The following is a 19,594-nucleotide window of genomic DNA, read 5'->3' as shown; positions in this document are numbered from 1 at the left end:
GCCCTCGCTTGAGATGTTTTTTTTGTTCTATCGTTGTTCACGTTTTGTGTCAACGCTCTTTGCCCGGAACCAAGGCGCGCGGCCCTGTGTTGCGACAGGTGCCAAGGGCGCCAACCGCCCGGAATCAAGCCGAAGGCGCCGGGCGAGCGCCGGACCGGCCCCCCGGTCTGGCGCTTTGGGGGCGGGGCACTACCCCCGCCAAGGTTGCAATGACGTGTCGGAGATAAAGCGCGCCGCTCGGGCGTTCCAGCGCCAGCCCCCGGTCCGGCGCTCGCCCGGCTGTTCCAAGTCGGCGCAGGCGGCGTGAATTACACATCCAACTCTTCGACGAACCGCGCATTCTCCTGGATATACTGGAACCGCAGTTCGGGCTTCTTGCCCATCAGCCGTTCCACCAGGTCGCCGGTCTCGCCGGGTTCGTCCTCGTCTATGGTCACCCGGATCAGCTTGCGCGAGGCGGGGTCCATCGTGGTGTCCTTGAGGTCCTTGGCATCCATCTCGCCCAGACCCTTGAAGCGCGAGACGTCGATCTTGCCCTTGCCGCCCAGACCCTTGGCGAGCCACTCGTCACGCTCGGCCTCGTCGAGGCAATAGACGCGCTTGGCGCCCTGCGTCAGGCGGAACAGCGGCGGGCAGGCGAGGTAGAGGTGGCCGTGGTCGATCATCGGCCGCATCTGGGTGAAGAAGAAGGTCATCAGCAGCGAGGCAATGTGGGCACCGTCGACGTCGGCGTCGGTCATGATGATGACCTTGTCATAGCGCAGATCGTCGATGTTGAACTTGCTGCCCAGCCCGACGCCAAGCGCCTGCGACAGATCCGAGATCTCGGCGTTCGAGCCGAGCTTGGACGAGGCCGCGCCCAGCACGTTCAGGATCTTGCCGCGCAGCGGCAGCAGCGCCTGGGTCTTGCGGTCGCGCGCCATCTTGGCCGAGCCACCGGCCGAGTCGCCCTCGACGATGAACAGCTCGGTGCCGTCGCGGCTGGTGGCCGAGCAGTCGACCAGCTTGCCGGGCAGGCGCAGCTTCTTGGTGGCGGTCTTGCGCGCGGTCTCCTTTTCCTGCCGCCGCCGCAGCCGTTCCTCGGCGCGCAGGACGAGGAAATCGAGGATCGCGCCGGCCGACTTGGTGTCGGCGGCCAGCCAGTTGTCGAAGTGGTCGCGCACCGCGCCTTCGACCAGCCGCTGGGCCTCGGTGGTGGCAAGCCGGTCCTTGGTCTGTCCGACGAATTCCGGCTCGCGGATGAAGCATGAGACCAGGGCGCAGCCGCCGGCGATCAGGTCCTCGCGGGTGATCTGCGCCGCCTTGCGGTTGTTGATGAGTTCGCCATAGGCGCGTATCCCCTTCAGGATGGCCGCCCAGAAGCCCGCCTCGTGGGTGCCGCCCTCGGGGGTCGGCACGGTGTTGCAGTAGGACTGGATGAAACCGTCACGCGAGGGGGTCCAGTTGATCGCCCATTCGACCTTGCCGGGGGTGTCGAACTTCTCGCGGAAGTCGACGGTGCCGGCAAAGGGCTTGTCGGCATAGGTCGAGGCGGTGCCGAGGCTCTCGGTCAGGAAATCGGCAAGGCCGCCGGGGAAGTGGAACACCGCCTCGGTCGGGGTCTCGCCGTCGTCGATGGCCGATTTCCACCGGATCTCGACACCCGAGAAGAGATAGGCCTTCGAGCGGATCGACTTGAACAGCCGCGCCGGCTTGAAGCGGTGATGGCCGAAGATCTGCTCGTCGGCGTGGAAGGTCGTTGTGGTGCCGCGCCGGTTGGGCGCCGCGCCGATCACCTGCACCGGGCCCAGCGGCACGCCGCGCGAGAAGCGCTGCTCGACCAGCTGCCGGTCGCGCGCCACCTGCACCACCATCGAATCCGACAGCGCATTGACCACCGAGGCGCCGACGCCGTGCAGGCCGCCCGAGGTCTCGTAGGCATCGCCGCCGAACTTGCCGCCGGCGTGCAGCGTGCAGAGGATCACCTCGAGCGCCGACTTGCCGGGAAACTTGGGGTGCGGATCGAAGGGCATACCGCGGCCGTTGTCGCGGATGGTCACGGCGTAATCGGCGTGCAGCTCGACCTCGATCCGGTTGGCGTGACCGGCCACCGCCTCGTCCATCGAGTTGTCGAGGATCTCTGCCACCAGGTGGTGCAGCGCCCGTTCGTCCGTCCCGCCGATATACATGCCGGGGCGCTTGCGGACGGGCTCCAGCCCCTCCAGCACCTCGATCGAGGAGGCGTCATAGGTGGCGGGTCCGGCGGCGGTGAGGAGGTCGGTCATGGGCAGCTGCTCGGTTCTTGTTGGTTCGGGCGAGTATGGCAGAGCCAGCGGCCCGGGGGAAGTCCGCGCCGGCGCTTATCCGGCGGTTTTGGCCGCGCGCGGGGCAGGGCAATCGGTCGCGCCATGCAAAAAGGCCCCGCCGGGGCGGGGCCTTTCGCGCTACAGGGGCCGTGGCCTCACTGCGGAATGTCGCCGACGATGCCCTCGACGTAGAAGTTCATGCCGGCCAGCGTGCCGTCATCGGCGGTCTCGCCCTCGGCCAGCCAGTCCGAGCCGTCCTGCTTCTTCAGCGGGCCGGTGAAGGGGTGGTATTCGCCGCTGGCGATCTTGTCCTTGAGCGCGTTGGCCTCGGCCTGCACATCCGCCGGGATCTCGCTGGAGAATTCGCCGATCCCGACCATGCCCGGCCCGATGCCGGCCCAGGTGTCGGTCGATTCCCAGGTGCCGTCGATCACCGCCTTGGTGCGCTCGATGTAATAGGGCGCCCAGTTGTCGATGATCGAACTGATGCGCGGCATCGGTGCGTATTCCGACATGTCCGAGGCCTGGCCGAAGGTATAGACCCCGCCCTTCTCCTTGGCCGCGGCATGGGGCGCGGTCGAGTCGGTGTGCTGCAGGATCACGTCGGCGCCCTGTTCGATCAGCACCTTGGCGGCGTCGGCCTCTTTCGCCGGGTCGAACCAGGTATAGGCCCAGACGATCTTGAACTGGACGTCCGGGTTCACCTTCTTGGCGTGGATATAGGCCGAGTTGATGCCGCGGATCACTTCCGGGATCGGGTAGGAGCCGATGTAGCCCACCACGTTCGACTTGGTCATGCGGCCGGCGATGGTGCCCTGCACGGCGCGGCCTTCATAGAAGCGGGCGGAATAGGTCGAGACGTTGTCGGCGCGCTTGTAGCCGGTGGCGTGCTCGAACTTCACCTTGGGGAACTTCTTGGCGACGTTGATGGTCGCATCCATGAAACCGAAGGAGGTGGTGAAGATCAGGTCGGCGCCGTTCAGCGCCATCTGGGTCATCACGCGCTCGGCGTCCGGTCCCTCGGGGACGTTCTCGACATAGACGGTCTCGACCTTGTCGCCGAATTCCTTCTCGACCGCGAGACGGCCCTGGTCATGCTCGTGGGTCCAGCCGCCGTCGCCGATCGGGCCGACGTAGATGAAGCCGACCTTGGTCTTGTCCTGCGCCAGCGCGGCGCCGCCGAGGCCGAGCGAAAGTGCCAGCACCGCGGTGCCGAGCAGACTTCTGCGTTTGATGTTCATTCCTGTTTATCCCCTGTGTGAGTAATGGGTTGGACCGGCCGCGAGTTTCCCCGATCCAACGGGCGTGTTCAAGCCTGTGCGATCGCGGCCTGCCCAAAAGGCTCGCACCTGCCCGTCAAATGTGCATCTTGCCGGGGGCCGCACGGGCCGCCCCCGAAAATCCTTTTTATCCAACGGCCTCGGTCACGAGGTGGCGTGGAACGGCCGGCCCAGCGAGGCCGGGGCGCGGCTCTTGTCGGCCGAGAGGATCACCAGCACCACGATGGTGACGACATAGGGCGACATCGCCAGGTATTCGACCGGAATGGCGACGCCGGCGGCCTGCAGGTTCAGCTGCAACACGGTGATGCCGCCGAAGAGATAGGCGCCGAGCAGCACGCGCCAGGGCTTCCAGCTGGCGAAGACCACCAGGGCGAGGGCGATCCAGCCGACGCCGGCGGTCATGCCCTCGGTCCACTGCGGCACCCGGATCAGGCTGATATAGGCGCCGCCCAGGCCCGCGCAGGCGCCGCCGAAGAGGATCGCCATGATCCGGATCCGCACCACCTTGTAGCCGAGCGCATGGGCGGCGTCGTGGTTCTCGCCCACCGCGCGCAGGATCAGCCCGGCGCGGGTGAAGGTCAGCACCGCCCAGACGCCGGCGATGATCAGGATGGCGATGTAAAGCAGCGGGTCGTGGCGGAACAGGATCGGGCCGATCACCGGCAGGTCCGACAGCACCGGAATGTCGAGCCGCGCCATCGCCGGGGGCTTTATGCCGACATAGGACTGGCCCATCAGCGAGGAGAGGCCGAGACCGAAGAGCGTCAGCGCCAGGCCCGAGGCGACCTGGTTGGCCAGCGCCACCTGGGTCAGCAGCACGAAGAGCAGCGAGAGCACCGCGCCGCCGACGGCGGCGGCGAGAAAGCCGAGCCAGGCCGAGTCGGTCTCGACCGCCACGGCAAAGCCCGAGATGGCGCCGACGATCATCATGCCCTCGACCCCGAGGTTCAGCACGCCGGCACGTTCCACCACCAGCTCGCCGATGGTGGCCAGCAGGAGGGGCGTGGCCGCGACCATCAGCGAGGCGATCAGCAGGACGGGGTTGATCTGGGACAGGTCCATGGCTCAGGCCACCTCGCGCGTTTTCAGCCGGATGCGGTAATTGGTCAGCAAATCGAAGGCCAGCAGGAAGAACAGCAGCATTCCCTGGAACACCTGCACGGCGGCGGCCGGCAGCCCGAGATTGCCCTGCGCGATGTCGCCGCCGATATAGGTGAGCGCCATCAACAGGCCCGCCAGCAGGATGCCGATCGGGTGCAGCCGCCCGAGGAAGGCCACGATGATCGCGGTGAAGCCGTAATTGGCGTTGAAGTCGATGGTGATCTGGCCCGAGGGACCGGCGACCTCGAAGAGGCCGGCAAGCCCGGCGAGCATCCCCGAAGCGCCGAGGCAGAAGAGGATCAGCCGCGACGGGTTGACCCCGGCAAAGCGCGCCGCGCGCGGCGCCTCGCCGGTCAGGCGGATCTGGAAGCCCAGCATGTGCCGGTTCAGCAGGATATAGGCGAAGATCACCGCGATCAGCGCCGCCGCCATGCCCCAGTGCAGCCCGACGTCCTGGCTGATCCAGCTGGTGGCGCTGGCATAGTCGTTGAGGTTGCGGCTGCCGGGGAAGCCGAAGCCCTGCGGGTTCTTCAGCAGGCCCAATGCCATCGAGGCCAGCAGCTTCTCGGCGACATAGACCAGCATCAGCGAGACCAGGATCTCGTTGGTGCCGAAGCGCACCTTGAGCAGGGCCGGGATCATCGCCCAGGCCCAGCCGCCAAGCGCGCCACCGATGACCATCAGCGGGAAGATGTACCAGGCTTCGAGCGGGTAGAAGGCCAGGCCCACCCCGGCGCCGCAGATCGCGCCGATGATGTACTGCCCCTCGGCGCCGATGTTCCAGATGCCCGCCTTGAAGCCGAGTGAGAGGCCGATGGCGATCAGCACCAGCGGGGCGGCCTTCACCAGCAGCTGCGGGCGGTAGTAGGAGGCGAATTCGCCGAAGAGTGGCTCCCAGAAGATGGTCTCGATGGCGAGGAAGGGGTTCTTGCCCAGCAGCCCGAAGAGCAGCCCGCCCGCCACCATGGTCGCCAGCACGGCGAGCACCGGCGTCGACATCGACCAGCCGCGCGAGGGCTGCGGCCGTTTCTCGAGCACGATCATGCGCGGATATCCTTGCGGTTCGTCCCGGCGGCGCGGCGGGGTGAACCCCGCCCTACGCCCGCCCCGGCCTGGCGCCGGCGGAAGGGGCGGGCAGGGGGCGCCGCCCCCTCTTGGCCTGCGGCCAATTCACCCCCGGAGGTATTTGGAAACAAGAGAAAGGCAGGGGGGGCGGGGTGTCCCGGAAACCACTCCCGAAGGATATCGTTCGATTTCAATGTGTTGACCCCCCGTCCCAGCTGGGACGCCTTGATCCGGTCAGAGATGGCAGAGTCAGACATGGGCAACCTCCATCCCGTGGGCGCCGCCCATCATCAGGCCGATTTCCTCGACGCTCAGCCCCTGGGTCGGGCGCGGCTCGGAGAGGCGGCCTTCGTTCAAGGCGGCGAAGCGGTCGGCGATTTCCATCAGCTCGTCGAGGTCCTGGCTGATGCAGATCACCGCCGCGCCGCTGGCGGCGAGATCGAGGATCGCCTGGCGGATCGCGGCGGCCGCGCTGGCGTCGACGCCCCAGGTCGGCTGGTTGACCACCAGCACCTCGGGGCGCTGCAGCACCTCGCGGCCGATCACGAACTTCTGCAGGTTGCCCCCCGAGAGCGCCCGCGCCGCGGTGCCGGGGCCGGGGGTGCGCACATCGAAGGACTTGATGATCTTCCTGGCGAAGGTCTCGGCGGCGGACCACTTGAGGAAGCCGTTGCTTTCCAGGTTCTCCCGAATCGAGCCGGTAAGCAGCGCGTTCTCGGTCAGGCTCATGTCCGGCGCGGCGGCATGGCCGAGGCGTTCCTCGGGGGCGGTCAGCAGGCCGAGGGCGCGGCGCGCCGTCGGGCCCATGCGCCCGATCGGGCGGCCCTTGAGCTTGACCGCGTCGGCCGGCGTCAGGATCTCGCCCGAGAGTACCGCCAGCAGTTCGTCCTGGCCGTTGCCGGCGACGCCGCCGATGCCCAGCACCTCGCCCTCGCGCACGGCGAGATGGATGTTCTTGAGCGCGGTGCCGAAGGCCGAGGGCGAGGCGGCGGAGAGCCCGCTCACGTCAAGCGCGACGCCGCCCATGTCGCGGCCCGCCCGCGTCGGGGTCTGCAGAGCGGTGCCGACCATCAGTTCGGCCATCTCGCGGGCGGTGGTCTCCCTGGGGGTGCATTCGCCCACCACCTTGCCGAGCCGCAGCACGGTCGCATGATCGCAGAGTGCGCGGATCTCCTCTAGCTTGTGGCTGATGTAGAGGATGGCGGTGCCCTCGGCGGAGAGCTTGCGCAGGGTGCCGAAGAGGATGTTGACCTCCTGCGGGGTGAGCACGCTGGTCGGCTCGTCCATGATGAGGAGTTTCGGGTCCTGCAGCAGGCATCGGATGATCTCGACCCGCTGGCGTTCGCCGGCCGAGAGGTCGCCGACGGTGCGGTAGGGATCGAGCGGCAGGCCGTAGGTCTCCGAGACCTCGCGGATCCGGCGTGCGAGGTCGCGCATCGGCGGCGGGGTCTCCATCCCGAGCGCGATGTTCTCGGCCACGTTCAGCGCGTCAAAGAGCGAGAAGTGCTGGAACACCATGGCGATGCCGTCGGCGCGGGCGGCGCGTGGCTCGGGCGGGGCGTAAGGCGCGCCGCGCAGGGTCATGGTGCCGCTGTCGGGTTTGACCAGCCCGTAGATCATCTTGACCAGCGTCGACTTGCCGGCGCCGTTCTCGCCCAGGAGGGCATGGACCTGACCTTCACCGATCTCGAAGGAGACCTCGGAATTGGCGACCACGCCGGGGTAGGCCTTGGTCAAGCCATTGATGCTGAGCAATGTTCTGGTCATGCCCGCAGGTTCCTCCTCTCGATGCCGGTCCGGGTTCGCAATATGTCGGCAGCGACACCGACCGCAATGGCCTGCGGATGTTTTCCCAAGGCTGGGTCCCCGATGGGACAACGGATGCGCGCGATCTGGTCAGGGGTATGGCCCAGCTGTGCAAGGCGTGACCGGAAGCGCGCCCATTTGGTGGCCGAGCCGATCAGCCCGGCGCTGGCGAAGCCGTGGTTCAGCAGTTGGTGGCAGAGTTCCAGGTCGAGCGCGTGGGAATAGGTGAGGATCAGGTGCTCGGCCCGTGCCGGGGCGTGGGCGACGAGGCGCGCCGGTTCGGCGGCGGGCAGGGCGGTGACGCCTTCGGGAACCTCGGCCGGGAAACGGTCCGGCGCGGTGTCGATCCAGGTGAGGCGCAGCCCGGGCAGGGGCGCCAGCACCGCGACCAGGGCGCGGCCGACATGGCCCGCGCCCCAGATCCAGAGCTCGCGCTCGGGACGGGCCAGCGGCTCGACCATCCAGCCGCCGGTGAGGCGCGGTTCCGGCAGGATACCGGTGCCGCGCGCCTGCGCCAGCACCCGCTTGACCGCCAGGGGCATCGGCCCGGCGCCGGGCGTGGCGCGGGCGATGACGGCGCTGTCCAGCTGCGCGACGCGCTCGGCGTCATAGATCTCGGTCAGCAGGGTGACCGCACCGCCGCAGCATTGGCCGAGCGCGGGGCCGAGGGGGTGCTGGCTCAGCCGGTCCGCATCGAGGCCGCGCGCCACGCGAGCCGCTTCGAACTCCAGCGCGCCGCCACCGATGGTGCCGGACTGGCCGCTGTCCCAGACCAGCATCGAAGCGCCGACCTCGCGCGGGGCCGAGCCGCGCAGGTCGGCCACCAGGACGCGGGCGACCCGGCCATGGGCGGTAACCGCCGCGCGCAGGTCGTCGAGATCAAAGGCCATGGCGCGCCCTCCCGATGGCCCGCCAAACCTCTTCCGCCGTCGCCGGCGCGTTCAGGGCGGGGTAGTGCGGGCCGCAGGCCGCCACCGCCTGGCCAAGCGCCAGCCAGGCGGAGATGCCCAGCATGAAGGGCGGCTCGCCCACCGCCTTGGAGCGATAGATCGTCTCCTCGCGGTTGGCCCCGTCCCATAGCGCCACGTTGAAGACCTCCGGCCGATCCGAGCAGGCAGGGATCTTGTAGGTGGAGGGCGCATGGGTGCGCAGCCGCCCCTTGCCGTCCCAGACCAGTTCCTCGGTGGTGAGCCAGCCGGCGCCCTGGACATAGCCGCCCTCGACCTGGCCGATGTCCAGCGCCGGGTTCAGCGAGGCGCCGGCATCGTGCAGGACGTCGGCGCGCAGGATGCGGTTCTCGCCGGTCAGCGTATCGACCGCCACCTCGGTCACCGCCGCGCCATAGGCGAAGTAGAAGAACGGCCGGCCCTGGCCCTTGATGCGGTCCCAGGCCACGTTCGGCGTCTTGTAGAAGCCGGTGGCCGAAAGACTGATGCGGGCGACATAGGCGCGCTGCGCCGCCTCGGCAAAGCTCATGCTCTCGCCGCCGACCAGCACGCGGCCGCCCTCGAAGCGGACGTCCTCGGGGGCGCATTGGTGTTCTTGCGCCAGATGCACCGCCATCCGGTCGCGGATGGTGTCGCAGGCCGCCTTGACCGCCATGCCGTTCAGGTCGCTGCCCGAGGAGGCGGCGGTGGCCGAAGTATTGGGCACCTTGCCGGTATCGGTGGCGGTGATCTTCACCATCTCCAGCGGGATGCCGAAGCGCGCCGCCGCCACCTGGGCCACCTTCTGGAACAGGCCCTGGCCCATCTCGGTGCCGCCGTGGTTCAGGTGGACCGAGCCGTCCTGGTAGACATGCACCAGCGCGCCGGCCTGGTTCAGGTGGGTCAGGGTGAACGAGATGCCGAACTTCACCGGCGAGAAGGCGATGCCCCGCTTGAGGATCGGGTTGCCGGCGTTCCAGGCGTCGATCGCCGCGCGGCGGGCGGCATAGTCGCTGGTTTCCAGCAGCTTCCGCGTCAGCCCGTGCAGGATGAAGTCCGAGACCTCCATGCCATAGGGCGTGGTCTGCGCGCCGGCGGGTGCCGCCGGAGCCGCCTGGGTGGTTTCGCCAACGGCCCCCCGGCTGGCGAGATCTTCATGCTTCTTCTCTTCGGAAATCCTCTCGGGGGGGGACGGCGGAGCCGTCGGGGGGGCAGACGGCCCCCCCTCGGACATCTCCGCATAATAGTTCCGCCGGCGCACCTCGGCCCCGTCCAGGCCCAGGGCATGGGCGACATGGTCCATCACCCGTTCGATCCCGACCATGCCCTGCGGGCCGCCGAAGCCGCGATAGGCGGTGGCGGATTGGGTGTTGGTCTTGAGCCGATGACTCTCGATCCGGGCATTCTCCAGCAGGTAGGCGTTGTCGGCGTGCAGCATCGCGCGGTCGGCGACCGGCAGCGAGAGGTCCATCGCCCAGCCGCAGCGGGTGTAATGCACGAATTCGACCCCGGCGATTCGCCCCTCGGCGTCGAAACCGGCGCGGTAGTCGATGCGGAAGTCGTGGCGCTTGCCGGTGATGACCATGTCGTCGTCGCGGTCATAGCGCATCTTGCAGGGTTTGGCGGTAAGCCGCGCAGCCACGGCGCAGGCCACCGCCAGCGCATTGCCCTGGCTTTCCTTGCCGCCGAAGCCGCCGCCCATCCGGCGTGTCTCGACGCGCACGCCGTGCATCGGCACGCCGATGGCCTCGGCCACCTTGTGCTGGATCTCGGTCGGGTGCTGGGTCGAGCTCATCACCAGCATGTCGCCGCCTTCCTGCGGCAGGGCGAGGGCGGCCTGGCCTTCGAGGTAGAAGTGCTCCTGCCCGCCGAGTTCGAGGCGGCCTTCGACCACATGCGCCGCGCTGGCGATGGCGGCGGCCGGGTCGCCTTTCTGGTAGATGCGCGGTCCTTCCTCGAAGCGGCTATTCGCGGCAAGCGCCTCGTCGAAGGTGAGGATCGGGGGTGCCTCGTCATAGGCGATCTTGCCCAGCCGTGCCGCCTTGCGGGCGGCGAGGTGGCTGGTGGCGATGACGCAGAAGATCGGCTGGCCGACGTAATGCACCGTGCCGGTGGCGAGCAGCGGCTCGTCATGGGCCGAGGGCGAGACGTCGTTGGCGAAGGGCAGGTCTTCGGCGGTCAGCACCGCGACGACGCCGGGGGCGGCGCGCACCGCCGCCAGGTCCATCGCGGTGATGCGGCCGCGCGCGATGGTCGAGAGACCGAAGGCGAGGTGCAGGCAGCCCCTGGGCACCGGGATGTCGTCGATGTAGCGCGCTGTGCCGGTCACATGCAGGCGGGCGGCGTCATGGGGCAGAGGGCTGGCGACGCTCATGGGTGCACCTCCAGCACGGATACGGCTGCGCCGGTGGTCTCGGCGTGGCAGCGGGCGAGCATGGCCCTGGCGCTGTCGAGGCGATAGGCGGCCGAGGCGCGCATGTCGCTCATCGGGGTGAAGTCCTGCGCGAAGGCGGATTGCGCCCGAGCCACGGTTTCGGCGGTCCAGGGCTGGCCGGTCAGCGCGGCTTCGACATGGGTGGCGCGTTTCGGGATGCCGGCCATGCCGCCGAAGGCGATTAGGGCGGCCGTCACGCGTCCATCCTCGACCGTGATGTTGAAGGCGCCGCAGAGGGCGGAGATATCCTGATCGAACCGTTTGGACAGCTTGTAGACCTTCAGCCGGTCGGGCTGGCGCGCGATGCTGACCGCCTCGACGAATTCGCCGGGGGCGCGGTCCTGCTTGCCGTAGTCGAGGAAGAAGTCTTCCAGCGGCAGGTCGCGGCGGGTGTCGCCCTTGCGCAGGTGCAGCGTCGCGCCGAGCGCGATCAGCGCCGGAGGGTTGTCGCCGATGGGCGAGCCATTGGCGATATTGCCGCCGATGGTGGCGGCATTGCGGACCTGCATGGACCCGTAGCGGCGGATCATCTCGGCATAGGAGGGGTGCAGGGGGGCCACCGCCGCGCGCACGCGGTTCATGTCGACCATGGCGCCGAAGCGGATGGCGGCCTCGGTGGTCTCGATGGTCTTCAGGTCGTCGCATTGGCCGAGGAAGATCACCTCGGGCAGGTCGCGCAGCTGCTTGGTGACCCAGAGGCCGACGTCGGTGGCCCCGGCGACCAGCGTGGCCTGCGGGTGGGCGGCGTAGAGCGCCGCGAGCGCGTCGGAGTTGCGCGGTGCGGCGGGCAGGGGTGCCTTGGCTGGCGGATCCTGCGGCAGGCGGAAGCCGCGGTCGGTTTCCAGCCATTCGGGCGCGGGCGCGCCCTCGGCGGCGCGGGCGGCACGCAGGATCGGGGCGTAGCCGGTGCAGCGGCAGAGGTTGCCGGCCAGCTGGTCGTCGTGGTCGGTGGCGCCATTGGCATGGGCCACGGCCATCGACATGACGAATCCGGGGGTACAGAAGCCGCATTGGCTACCGTGATGGGTGATCATCGCGTCCTGCACCGGGTGCAGGGCGCCGTCGTCCGAGAGACCCTCGACCGTACGCACCGAGCGGCCGTGCAGCTGCGGCAGCAGCAGGATGCAGGCGTTGAGCGCGCGGGTGCCGGTGGCGTCGGAGACCATCACCGTGCAGGCGCCGCAGTCGCCCTCGTTGCAGCCTTCCTTGGTGCCGGTCAGGCCGCGCGTCTCGCGCAGCCAGTCGAGCAGCGTGTCGGTCGCGGACACGGCTGTCAGCTCCACGCTCTCTCCGTTCAGAAGAAAGGTGATGTTCATTTCAAAACCCGTCGCCTTACCCCTGTTGCGGCCCGGTGTGGCGTCTCTCGATGCGACGTAGAGAGGCGCCGGCCAAATATTGTTGCAGTCAGGTTAGAAAGGGGGCGGGGGATCTGGCAAGCGAAAGCTTGGCCGCCTTGCCGCGAGGGCATGGGCCAAAGCGCTGCCCGACCTGAAAATAAGCAAGCCCGCGCGGGCGATGGCGGGCTGGTTCGGGGCGGGCTGGGCGAAGCAGCTTTTGGTTTTTCAGAATAATCGTGGCTTATTCTTCGTGCGTTGGTCGAGGGGTTCGCCTTGCTGCCGCGCCCGCGCGGCCGCTTTCGCGCATTGCTGCCGGCGGTGCCTCTGGGTAGGTTTCGCGCATGAGCCAGTCCCCCCGATTCATCCATCTTCGCGTCCATACCGAATACTCGCTGCTGGAAGGCGCGGTGCGGCTCAAGGAGCTGCCCAAGCTCTGCAAGGCGGCGGCGATGCCTGCGGTGGCGGTGACCGATACGAACAACATGTTCGCGGCGCTGGAATTCTCGGTCTATGCCAGCGGGGCGGGGGTGCAGCCGATCATCGGCTGCCAGGTCGACCTTGCCTATGTCGAGGTGCAGCCGGGAGACAAGGCGCGGCACCCCGCGCCGCTGGTGCTGCTGGCGCAGTCCGAGGCGGGCTACGAGAACCTGATGAAGCTGAACTCCTGCCTCTATATCGGCAAGGGCGGGCAGTTGCCGCAGGTGACGGTCGAGGAGCTGGAGGCGCATTCGGGCGGGCTGATCTGCCTCTCGGGCGGGCCGGAAGGGCCGGTGGGGATGCTGCTGCAGGCCGGTCAGCGGCCCGCTGCCGAGGCGCTGGTGCGGCGCCTGCACGCGGCCTTCGGCGACCGGCTCTACATCGAGTTGCAGCGCCACCCCGGCGAGGACGGCAACCCGACCGAGGCCGAGCGGCTGACCGAGCGGGGCCATGTCGAGATGGCCTATGCGATGGATATTCCGCTGGTGGCCACCAACGACGTCTACTTCCCGAAGTCGGACATGTACGAGGCGCATGACGCGCTGATCTGCATCGCCGAGGGAGCCTATGTCGACCAGCAGGACTCGCGCCGCCGTCTGACGCCGCAGCATTACTTCAAGAGCGGGCAGGAGATGGCGGTGCTCTTCGCTGACCTGCCCGAGGCGATCGAGAACACCGTCGAGATCGCGCGCCGCTGTGCCTTCATGGCGAAGAAGCGCGCGCCGATCCTGCCGCGCTTTGCCGATGACGAGGTGGTGGAACTGCGCCGCCAGGCGGTCGAGGGGTTGGCCGCGCGCCTGGCGGTGATCCCGCATTCGGCGCCGGTCGAGGACTACGAGAAGCGGCTGGAGTTCGAACTGGGCATCATCGAGCAGATGGGCTTTCCCGGCTACTTCCTGATCGTGGCCGACTTCATCAAATGGGCCAAGGACCAGGGCATTCCGGTCGGGCCGGGGCGGGGGTCGGGCGCGGGGTCGCTGGTGGCCTATGCGCTGACCATCACCGACCTCGACCCGCTGCGCTATTCGCTGCTGTTCGAACGCTTCCTCAACCCCGAGCGGGTCTCGATGCCCGACTTCGACATCGACTTCTGCATGGACCGCCGCGAGGAGGTGATCCGCTATGTGCAGGAGAAATACGGCCGCGACCGGGTGGGGCAGATCATCACCTTTGGGGCGCTGCTGTCGAAGGCGGCGGTGCGCGACGTGGGCCGGGTGCTGCAGATGCCCTATGGGCAGGTGGACCGGCTGTCGAAGATGATTCCGGTCGAGGGCGTGAAGCCCGTCAGCATCGAGAAGGCGCTGGCAGACGAGCCGCGCCTGCGCGAGGCAGCCAAGGCCGAGGAGGTGGTGGCGCGGCTGCTGGAATACGGCCAGCAGGTCGAGGGGCTGCTGCGCAACGCCTCGACCCACGCCGCCGGCGTGGTGATCGGCGACCGGCCGCTGGATGCGCTGGTGCCGCTCTACCAGGATCCGCGGTCCGACATGCCGGCGACCCAGTTCAACATGAAATGGGTCGAACAGGCGGGGCTGGTGAAGTTCGACTTCCTCGGCCTCAAGACGCTGACCGTGATCCAGAACGCGGTCGATCTGATCCGCGCCTCGGGGCGGCACCTGCATGTGGCGGCCGACGGGCGCGAGCTCTATACGCCCGCCGCCGGGACCGAGGATGACATCAACGCCATCCCGCTGGATGACGAGGCCTCGTACAAGCTCTACGCCGCGGCCAAGACAGTGGCGGTGTTCCAGGTGGAAAGCTCGGGCATGATGGATGCCCTCAAGCGGATGAAGCCGACCTGCATCGAGGACATCGTGGCGCTGGTGGCGCTCTACCGCCCCGGTCCGATGGAGAACATCCCGACCTATTGCGAGGTGAAGAACGGGCTGAAGCCGCGCGAAAGCATCCATCCGCTGATCGACCATATCCTGGAAGAGACCCAGGGCATCATCGTCTACCAGGAACAGGTGATGCAGATCGCCCAGGAGATGGCCGGCTATTCCCTTGGGGGCGCCGACCTTTTGCGCCGCGCCATGGGCAAGAAGATCGCTGCCGAGATGGCCAAGGAGCGGCCCAAGTTCGAGAAGGGCTCGCTCGAGAAGGGCGTCGACAAGAAGAAGGCCAGCGAAGTCTTTGACCTACTGGAGAAATTCGCCAACTACGGCTTCAACAAGTCGCACGCCGCCGCCTATGCGGTGGTGAGCTATCAGACCGCCTGGCTGAAGGCGAACCACCCGGTTGAGTTCATGGCCGGCGTGATGAACTGCGATATCCATCTCACCGACAAGCTGGCGATCTATTGCGAGGAGGTGCGCAAGGGGCTGGGGATCGAAGTGATCCCGCCCTGCGTCAACCGTTCGGAGGCGAAGTTCACCGTCGACAAGGGCGCGCTGGTCTATGCGCTGGGCGCGCTAAAGAACGTCGGCGTCGAGGCGATGAAGATCATCACCGACGCGCGACATGCGAGCGGGCAGGACAAGCCCTTCGTCACGCTCTTCGACCTGGCCCGGCGGGCCGATCTCAAGCGGGTCGGCAAGCGGCCGATGGAGATGCTGGCCCGCGCCGGCGCCTTCGACCAGCTTGACGGCAACCGCAAGCGGGTATTCGAGAGCCTGGATGCGCTGGTGGCCTATTCGGCGGCGATCCACGAGCAGAAGGCCTCGGCGCAGGTCTCGCTCTTTGGCGAGGCAGGCGACGACCTGCCGGAACCGCGGCTGCCCTCGACCTCGGACTGGTTGCCGGCCGAGCGGCTGGCGGAAGAGTTCAAGGCGATCGGCTTCTACCTCTCGGGCCACCCGCTCGACGACTACATGGCGCCGCTGCGGCGCAAGGGGGTGCTGACGCTGGACGAGCTGCGCGCGCGGGCGTCGGGCGGGGCGCAGGTGGCGAAGCTCGCCGGCGTCGTTGCCGGGCGGCAGGAACGCAAATCGGCGCGTGGCAACCGTTTCGCCTTTGCCCAGCTGAGCGATGCGACGGGTGCCTACGAGGTTACGATCTTCTCGGAAACCCTTGAAGCCTCGAGGCAATATCTCGAGACCGGCTCCAAGGTCGTGCTCACTGTCGAGGCGACGATGGAGGCGGACCAGCTCAAGCTGCTGGCGCGCGCCATTGGCCCGATCGACAACGCGGTGGCCGATGCCGGCACTTCGGGCCTGCGCGTCTTCGTCGGCGCAGCGGGGGCGGTCGGGACCATCGCGACCGTGCTGGAAGAGGCCAAGGCCGCCGCGCGCAATGCCGCCAAGGGGCCGGTGCAGCTCTGCCTGCTGGACCCTGACCTGCCGGGCGAGGTGGAGATCGACCTCGGTCAGGATTTCGCGATCAACCCGGCGATCAAGGGCGCGCTCAAGAGCCTGGAAGGCGTGGTCATGGTGGAAGAACTCTAGCCGCGCGCCGGATCAGCTTTGGCGCGCAACCTGCTGCTTCTTCTCTTCAAAAATACTCACCTGCACCCGCGCCGCCGGGCGCGGCGTCAGATCGAGAAGGAGGTGCCGCAGCCGCAGGACGATGTGGCGTTCGGGTTCTCGATGACGAAGCGCGCGCCGATCAGTTCGTCGGCGAAGTCGATGGTGGCGTTCGACAGGAAGGGCAGCGAGACCGAGTCGACCACCACCTTCTCGCCCTTGCCTTCGAGCACGAGGTCGTCAGAGGCGGGGGTGTCGAGCTGTATCTCGTATTGGAAGCCCGAGCAGCCGCCGCCTTCGACCGCGACGCGCAGGGCCTTGCCCTGATCCGCGGCGCCGATTTCGGCGAGGCGGTCGAAGGCGCGTTCGGTGACCTTGGGGGGAAGCTGCATTGCATTGGCTCCGGGCGGTTTCATTCGTTCCTGCAAGTGAATATAGAAAGCCTTGGGACAGGCGACAAGGATCAGCAACATGACCGCGCCCTATGCATCGGATCCCGCGCGTTCGCGCGGGCGGCTGGTGCCCGAGGAAGAAAGTTCTTTCCGTTCGTGTTTTCACCGCGACCGGGACCGGATCATCCATGCCAGCGCCTTCCGGCGGCTGAAGCACAAGACACAGGTCTTCATCGAGCACGAGGGCGACTATTATCGCACCCGGCTGACCCATTCGATCGAGGTGGCGCAGGTGGCGCGGACGATTTCGGGCGCGCTGGGGCTGAACCCCGAGCTGACCGAGGCGGTGGCGCTGGCGCATGACCTGGGGCATCCGCCCTTCGGCCATACCGGCGAGGATGCGCTGAGCGCGCTGATGGCGCCCTATGGCGGCTTCGATCACAACGCGCAGGCGATCCGCATCGTCACCCATCTGGAGCGGCACTATGCCGAGTTCGACGGGCTGAACCTGACCTGGGAGACGCTGGAGGGGCTGGCCAAGCACAACGGGCCGGTCACCGGAGAGCTGCCCTGGGCGATGGCGGAATACATCAAGGTGAACGACCTTGAACTGGGCACCTATGCCAGCGCCGAGGCGCAGGTGGCGGCGATTGCCGATGACGTGGCCTATAACCACCACGACCTGCACGACGGGCTGCGGGCCGAGCTGTTCTCGACCGACGAGCTGGCGGCGCTGCCGATCCTGGATGCCTGTTTCGGCGAGGTCGACCGCAAGTATCCCGGCCTGAACTATTACCGCCGCCGGCACGAGGCGCTGCGGCGTTTCTTCGGGGTTCTGGTCGAGGACGTGATCGGCTTTGCCCGCGTGCGCCTGGCCGAGATCGACCCGCAGTCGGTCGAGGAGGTGCGCCATGCGGTGCGGGGGCTGATCCGCTTCTCGGATCCGCTGTTCGAGGATCTAAAGGTGATCCGCACATTCCTGTTCCAGCGCATGTATCGCGCGCCGAGCGTGGTGGTGGTGCGGGCGCAGGTGACGCAGGTGGTCAACGAGCTGTTCCCCTATTTCATGGCGCATCCCGACCAACTGCCCAAGCAGTGGCGCAAGGATGTGGCCGAAGCCGAGGGCGAAACCGCGCTGGCGCGGATCGTCTCGGATTACATCTCGGGCATGACCGACCGCTTCGCCTTGCAGGAACATGCCCGGCTTCTGGGCGGCATCGAACTGGAAGAACAGGCCCCGATCTGAACGGCGTTGACCTTGCCCGCGCGCATGGTAGACCCGCTGGATCGAAAGGACACACGACATGAACCTCTTTGCCGATATCCGCACGCTGGTGATCGAAAGCCTCGCCGCCCTGGCCGATGAAGGGGCAATCCCCTCGGGCCTGGCGACCGATGCCGTCGCGGTCGAACCGCCGCGCGATGCCGGGCATGGGGACATGGCGACCAATGCCGCGATGGTGCTGGCCAAGCCGGCGGGGATGCAGCCGCGCGCGATTGCCGAGTTGCTGGCGAAGAAGCTGATCGACGACGCGCGGGTTGTCAGCGCCGAGGTGGCCGGGCCGGGGTTCCTGAACCTGCGGCTGGCGCCCTCGATCTGGCAGGAACTGGTGGGCGCGGTGCTGGAGGACGGTGCGGACTATGGCCGCTCGACCATGGGCAAGGGCGCGAAGGTCAACGTCGAATATGTCTCGGCCAACCCGACCGGGCCGCTGCACGTGGGCCACACCCGTGGCGCGGTCTTCGGCGATGCGCTGGCGAGCCTGCTGGCCTATGCCGGCTATGACGTGACGCGCGAGTATTACATCAACGACGGCGGCGCGCAGGTCGATGTGCTCGCCCGGTCGGTCTACATGCGGTATCAGGAGGCGCATGACCTGAGCGTCGACTGGCCCGAGGGCAGCTATCCCGGCGACTACCTGATCCCGGTGGGCGAGGCGCTGAAGGACAAGGTGGGCGATGCCTATCTGGAGGAACCGGAAGAGGTCTGGCTGGCGCCAGTGCGCGAATTCGCCACCAACGCGATGATGGACCTGATCCGCGAGGACCTGTTGACGCTGGGCGTCAAGATGGACGTCTTCTATTCGGAGAAGTCGCTCTATGGCACCGGCCGGATCGAGGCGGCGCTTGAGGCGCTGAAGGCCAAGGGGCTGATCTACGAGGGCGTGCTGGAGCCGCCCAAGGGCAAGACCCCCGAGGATTGGGAGCCGCGCCAGCAGACGCTGTTCCGCTCGACCGCGCATGGCGACGACGTCGACCGCCCGGTGATGAAGTCGGACGGGTCCTGGACCTACTTCGCGCCGGATATCGCCTATCATTATGACAAGATCACCCGCGGCTTCGACGCCCTGATCGACGTCTTCGGCGCCGACCACGGTGGTTACGTCAAGCGGATGAAGGCGGCGGTGAGCGCGTTGTCGGACGGGCGGGTGCCGCTCGACATCAAGCTCTGCCAGCTGGTGCGGCTATTCAAGAACGGCGAGCCGTTCAAGATGTCCAAGCGGGCCGGCAATTTCGTAACCCTACGCGACGTGGTCGAGCAGGTCGGCCCCGATGTCACCCGTTTCGTCATGCTGACCCGCAAGAACGATGCGCCGCTGGACTTCGATTTCGACAAGGTTCTGGAGCAGAGCCGCGAGAACCCGGTGTTCTACGTGCAATATGCCAATGCGCGGATCATGAGCGTGATCCGCAAGGCCGAGGATGCCGGCATCGACGCCGACCTGACCTCTTGCGCGAAGGCCGACCTTTCGGCGCTGAACCACGAGGCCGAGATCAAGGTCGCCAAGCAGCTGGCCGAATGGCCGCGGCTGGTCGAGATCGCCGCGCGCACCAACGAGCCGCACCGCGTGGCCTTCTACCTCTACGAGCTGGCCGGCGATTTCCACGCGCTGTGGAACCGGGGCAATGACGACAGTTCGCTGCGATTCCTGCAGGAGGACGACGTGACCACGAGTCAAGCGAAATTGGCCCTGGCGCGTGCCGTTTCCGTTGTCATTTCCGCAGGTCTTGCTATTCTTGGCGTCAAGCCGGCGCAGGAGATGCGGTAGAAAATCGCCCGAACGCCGGTCCGAGGCAGAAGACAAGACG

Annotated in this window: 12 protein-coding genes; 3 read left to right on the top strand and 9 right to left on the bottom strand. The window is 67.6% G+C overall.

What is annotated here, in order from left to right; translation table 11 throughout:
- Window positions 1-308: 308 nt before the first annotated feature.
- From parE to xdhA, 8 genes are all read right to left on the bottom strand, one after another.
- A complete protein-coding gene (gene parE, locus IE266_RS09055) occupies window positions 309-2,264 on the bottom strand; it encodes a DNA topoisomerase IV subunit B (protein WP_189679740.1) in 1,956 nt (651 codons plus the stop codon).
- A 176-nt stretch (window positions 2,265-2,440) separates the two neighbouring features.
- A complete protein-coding gene (locus tag IE266_RS09050) occupies window positions 2,441-3,526 on the bottom strand; it encodes a BMP family ABC transporter substrate-binding protein (protein WP_373310554.1) in 1,086 nt (361 codons plus the stop codon).
- Between the two features lie 183 nt (window positions 3,527-3,709).
- Window positions 3,710-4,630, bottom strand: coding sequence for an ABC transporter permease (locus IE266_RS09045; protein ID WP_189679739.1), 921 nt, complete (start codon window positions 4,628-4,630; stop codon window positions 3,710-3,712).
- A 3-nt stretch (window positions 4,631-4,633) separates the two neighbouring features.
- The gene (locus IE266_RS09040) at window positions 4,634-5,713 is read right to left on the bottom strand and encodes an ABC transporter permease (protein ID WP_189679738.1); all 1,080 of its coding nucleotides are present in this window, start codon (window positions 5,711-5,713) and stop codon (window positions 4,634-4,636) included.
- A 270-nt stretch (window positions 5,714-5,983) separates the two neighbouring features.
- Complete coding sequence (locus IE266_RS09035) at window positions 5,984-7,501, bottom strand: ABC transporter ATP-binding protein (RefSeq protein ID WP_189679737.1); 1,518 nt, start codon at window positions 7,499-7,501, stop codon at window positions 5,984-5,986.
- Window positions 7,498-8,430, bottom strand: coding sequence for a xanthine dehydrogenase accessory protein XdhC (xdhC, locus tag IE266_RS09030; protein WP_189679736.1), 933 nt, complete (start codon window positions 8,428-8,430; stop codon window positions 7,498-7,500). Before xdhC ends, IE266_RS09035 begins: the two co-directional genes overlap by 4 nt.
- Window positions 8,420-10,840: a xanthine dehydrogenase molybdopterin binding subunit gene (gene xdhB / locus IE266_RS09025; RefSeq protein ID WP_189679735.1), complete on the bottom strand. Its 2,421-nt coding sequence runs from the start codon at window positions 10,838-10,840 to the stop codon at window positions 8,420-8,422. The genes xdhC and xdhB overlap by 11 nt, the downstream gene beginning before the upstream one ends.
- Window positions 10,837-12,216: a xanthine dehydrogenase small subunit gene (gene xdhA, locus IE266_RS09020; protein WP_189679734.1), complete on the bottom strand. Its 1,380-nt coding sequence runs from the start codon at window positions 12,214-12,216 to the stop codon at window positions 10,837-10,839. Before xdhA ends, xdhB begins: the two co-directional genes overlap by 4 nt.
- 362 nt (window positions 12,217-12,578) lie before the next feature.
- Between xdhA and dnaE the strand changes: the two genes are divergently transcribed.
- Window positions 12,579-16,094, top strand: a complete 3,516-nt coding sequence (dnaE, locus tag IE266_RS09015) for a DNA polymerase III subunit alpha (protein ID WP_189679733.1) — start codon at window positions 12,579-12,581, stop codon at window positions 16,092-16,094.
- Window positions 16,095-16,180: 86 nt separating this feature from the next.
- On the opposite strand, the gene IE266_RS09010 is transcribed toward dnaE, so the two are convergent.
- The gene (locus IE266_RS09010) at window positions 16,181-16,504 is read right to left on the bottom strand and encodes a HesB/IscA family protein (RefSeq protein ID WP_189679732.1); all 324 of its coding nucleotides are present in this window, start codon (window positions 16,502-16,504) and stop codon (window positions 16,181-16,183) included.
- Between the two features lie 79 nt (window positions 16,505-16,583).
- On the opposite strand from IE266_RS09010, the gene IE266_RS09005 reads away from it, so the two are divergent.
- Window positions 16,584-17,750, top strand: coding sequence for a deoxyguanosinetriphosphate triphosphohydrolase (locus tag IE266_RS09005; RefSeq protein WP_189679731.1), 1,167 nt, complete (start codon window positions 16,584-16,586; stop codon window positions 17,748-17,750).
- A 58-nt stretch (window positions 17,751-17,808) separates the two neighbouring features.
- Window positions 17,809-19,554 carry an arginine--tRNA ligase gene (gene argS / locus IE266_RS09000; protein ID WP_189679730.1) on the top strand — a complete coding sequence of 582 codons (1,746 nt, stop codon included), beginning with the start codon at window positions 17,809-17,811 and terminating at the stop codon, window positions 19,552-19,554.
- The last annotated feature ends 40 nt before the right edge of the window (window positions 19,555-19,594 follow it).

Origin of the sequence: Seohaeicola zhoushanensis, from assembly GCF_014656415.1 — a bacterium.
GTDB lineage: Bacteria > Pseudomonadota > Alphaproteobacteria > Rhodobacterales > Rhodobacteraceae > Seohaeicola_A > Seohaeicola_A zhoushanensis.
This window is presented reverse-complemented; position numbering and strand designations above follow the sequence as displayed.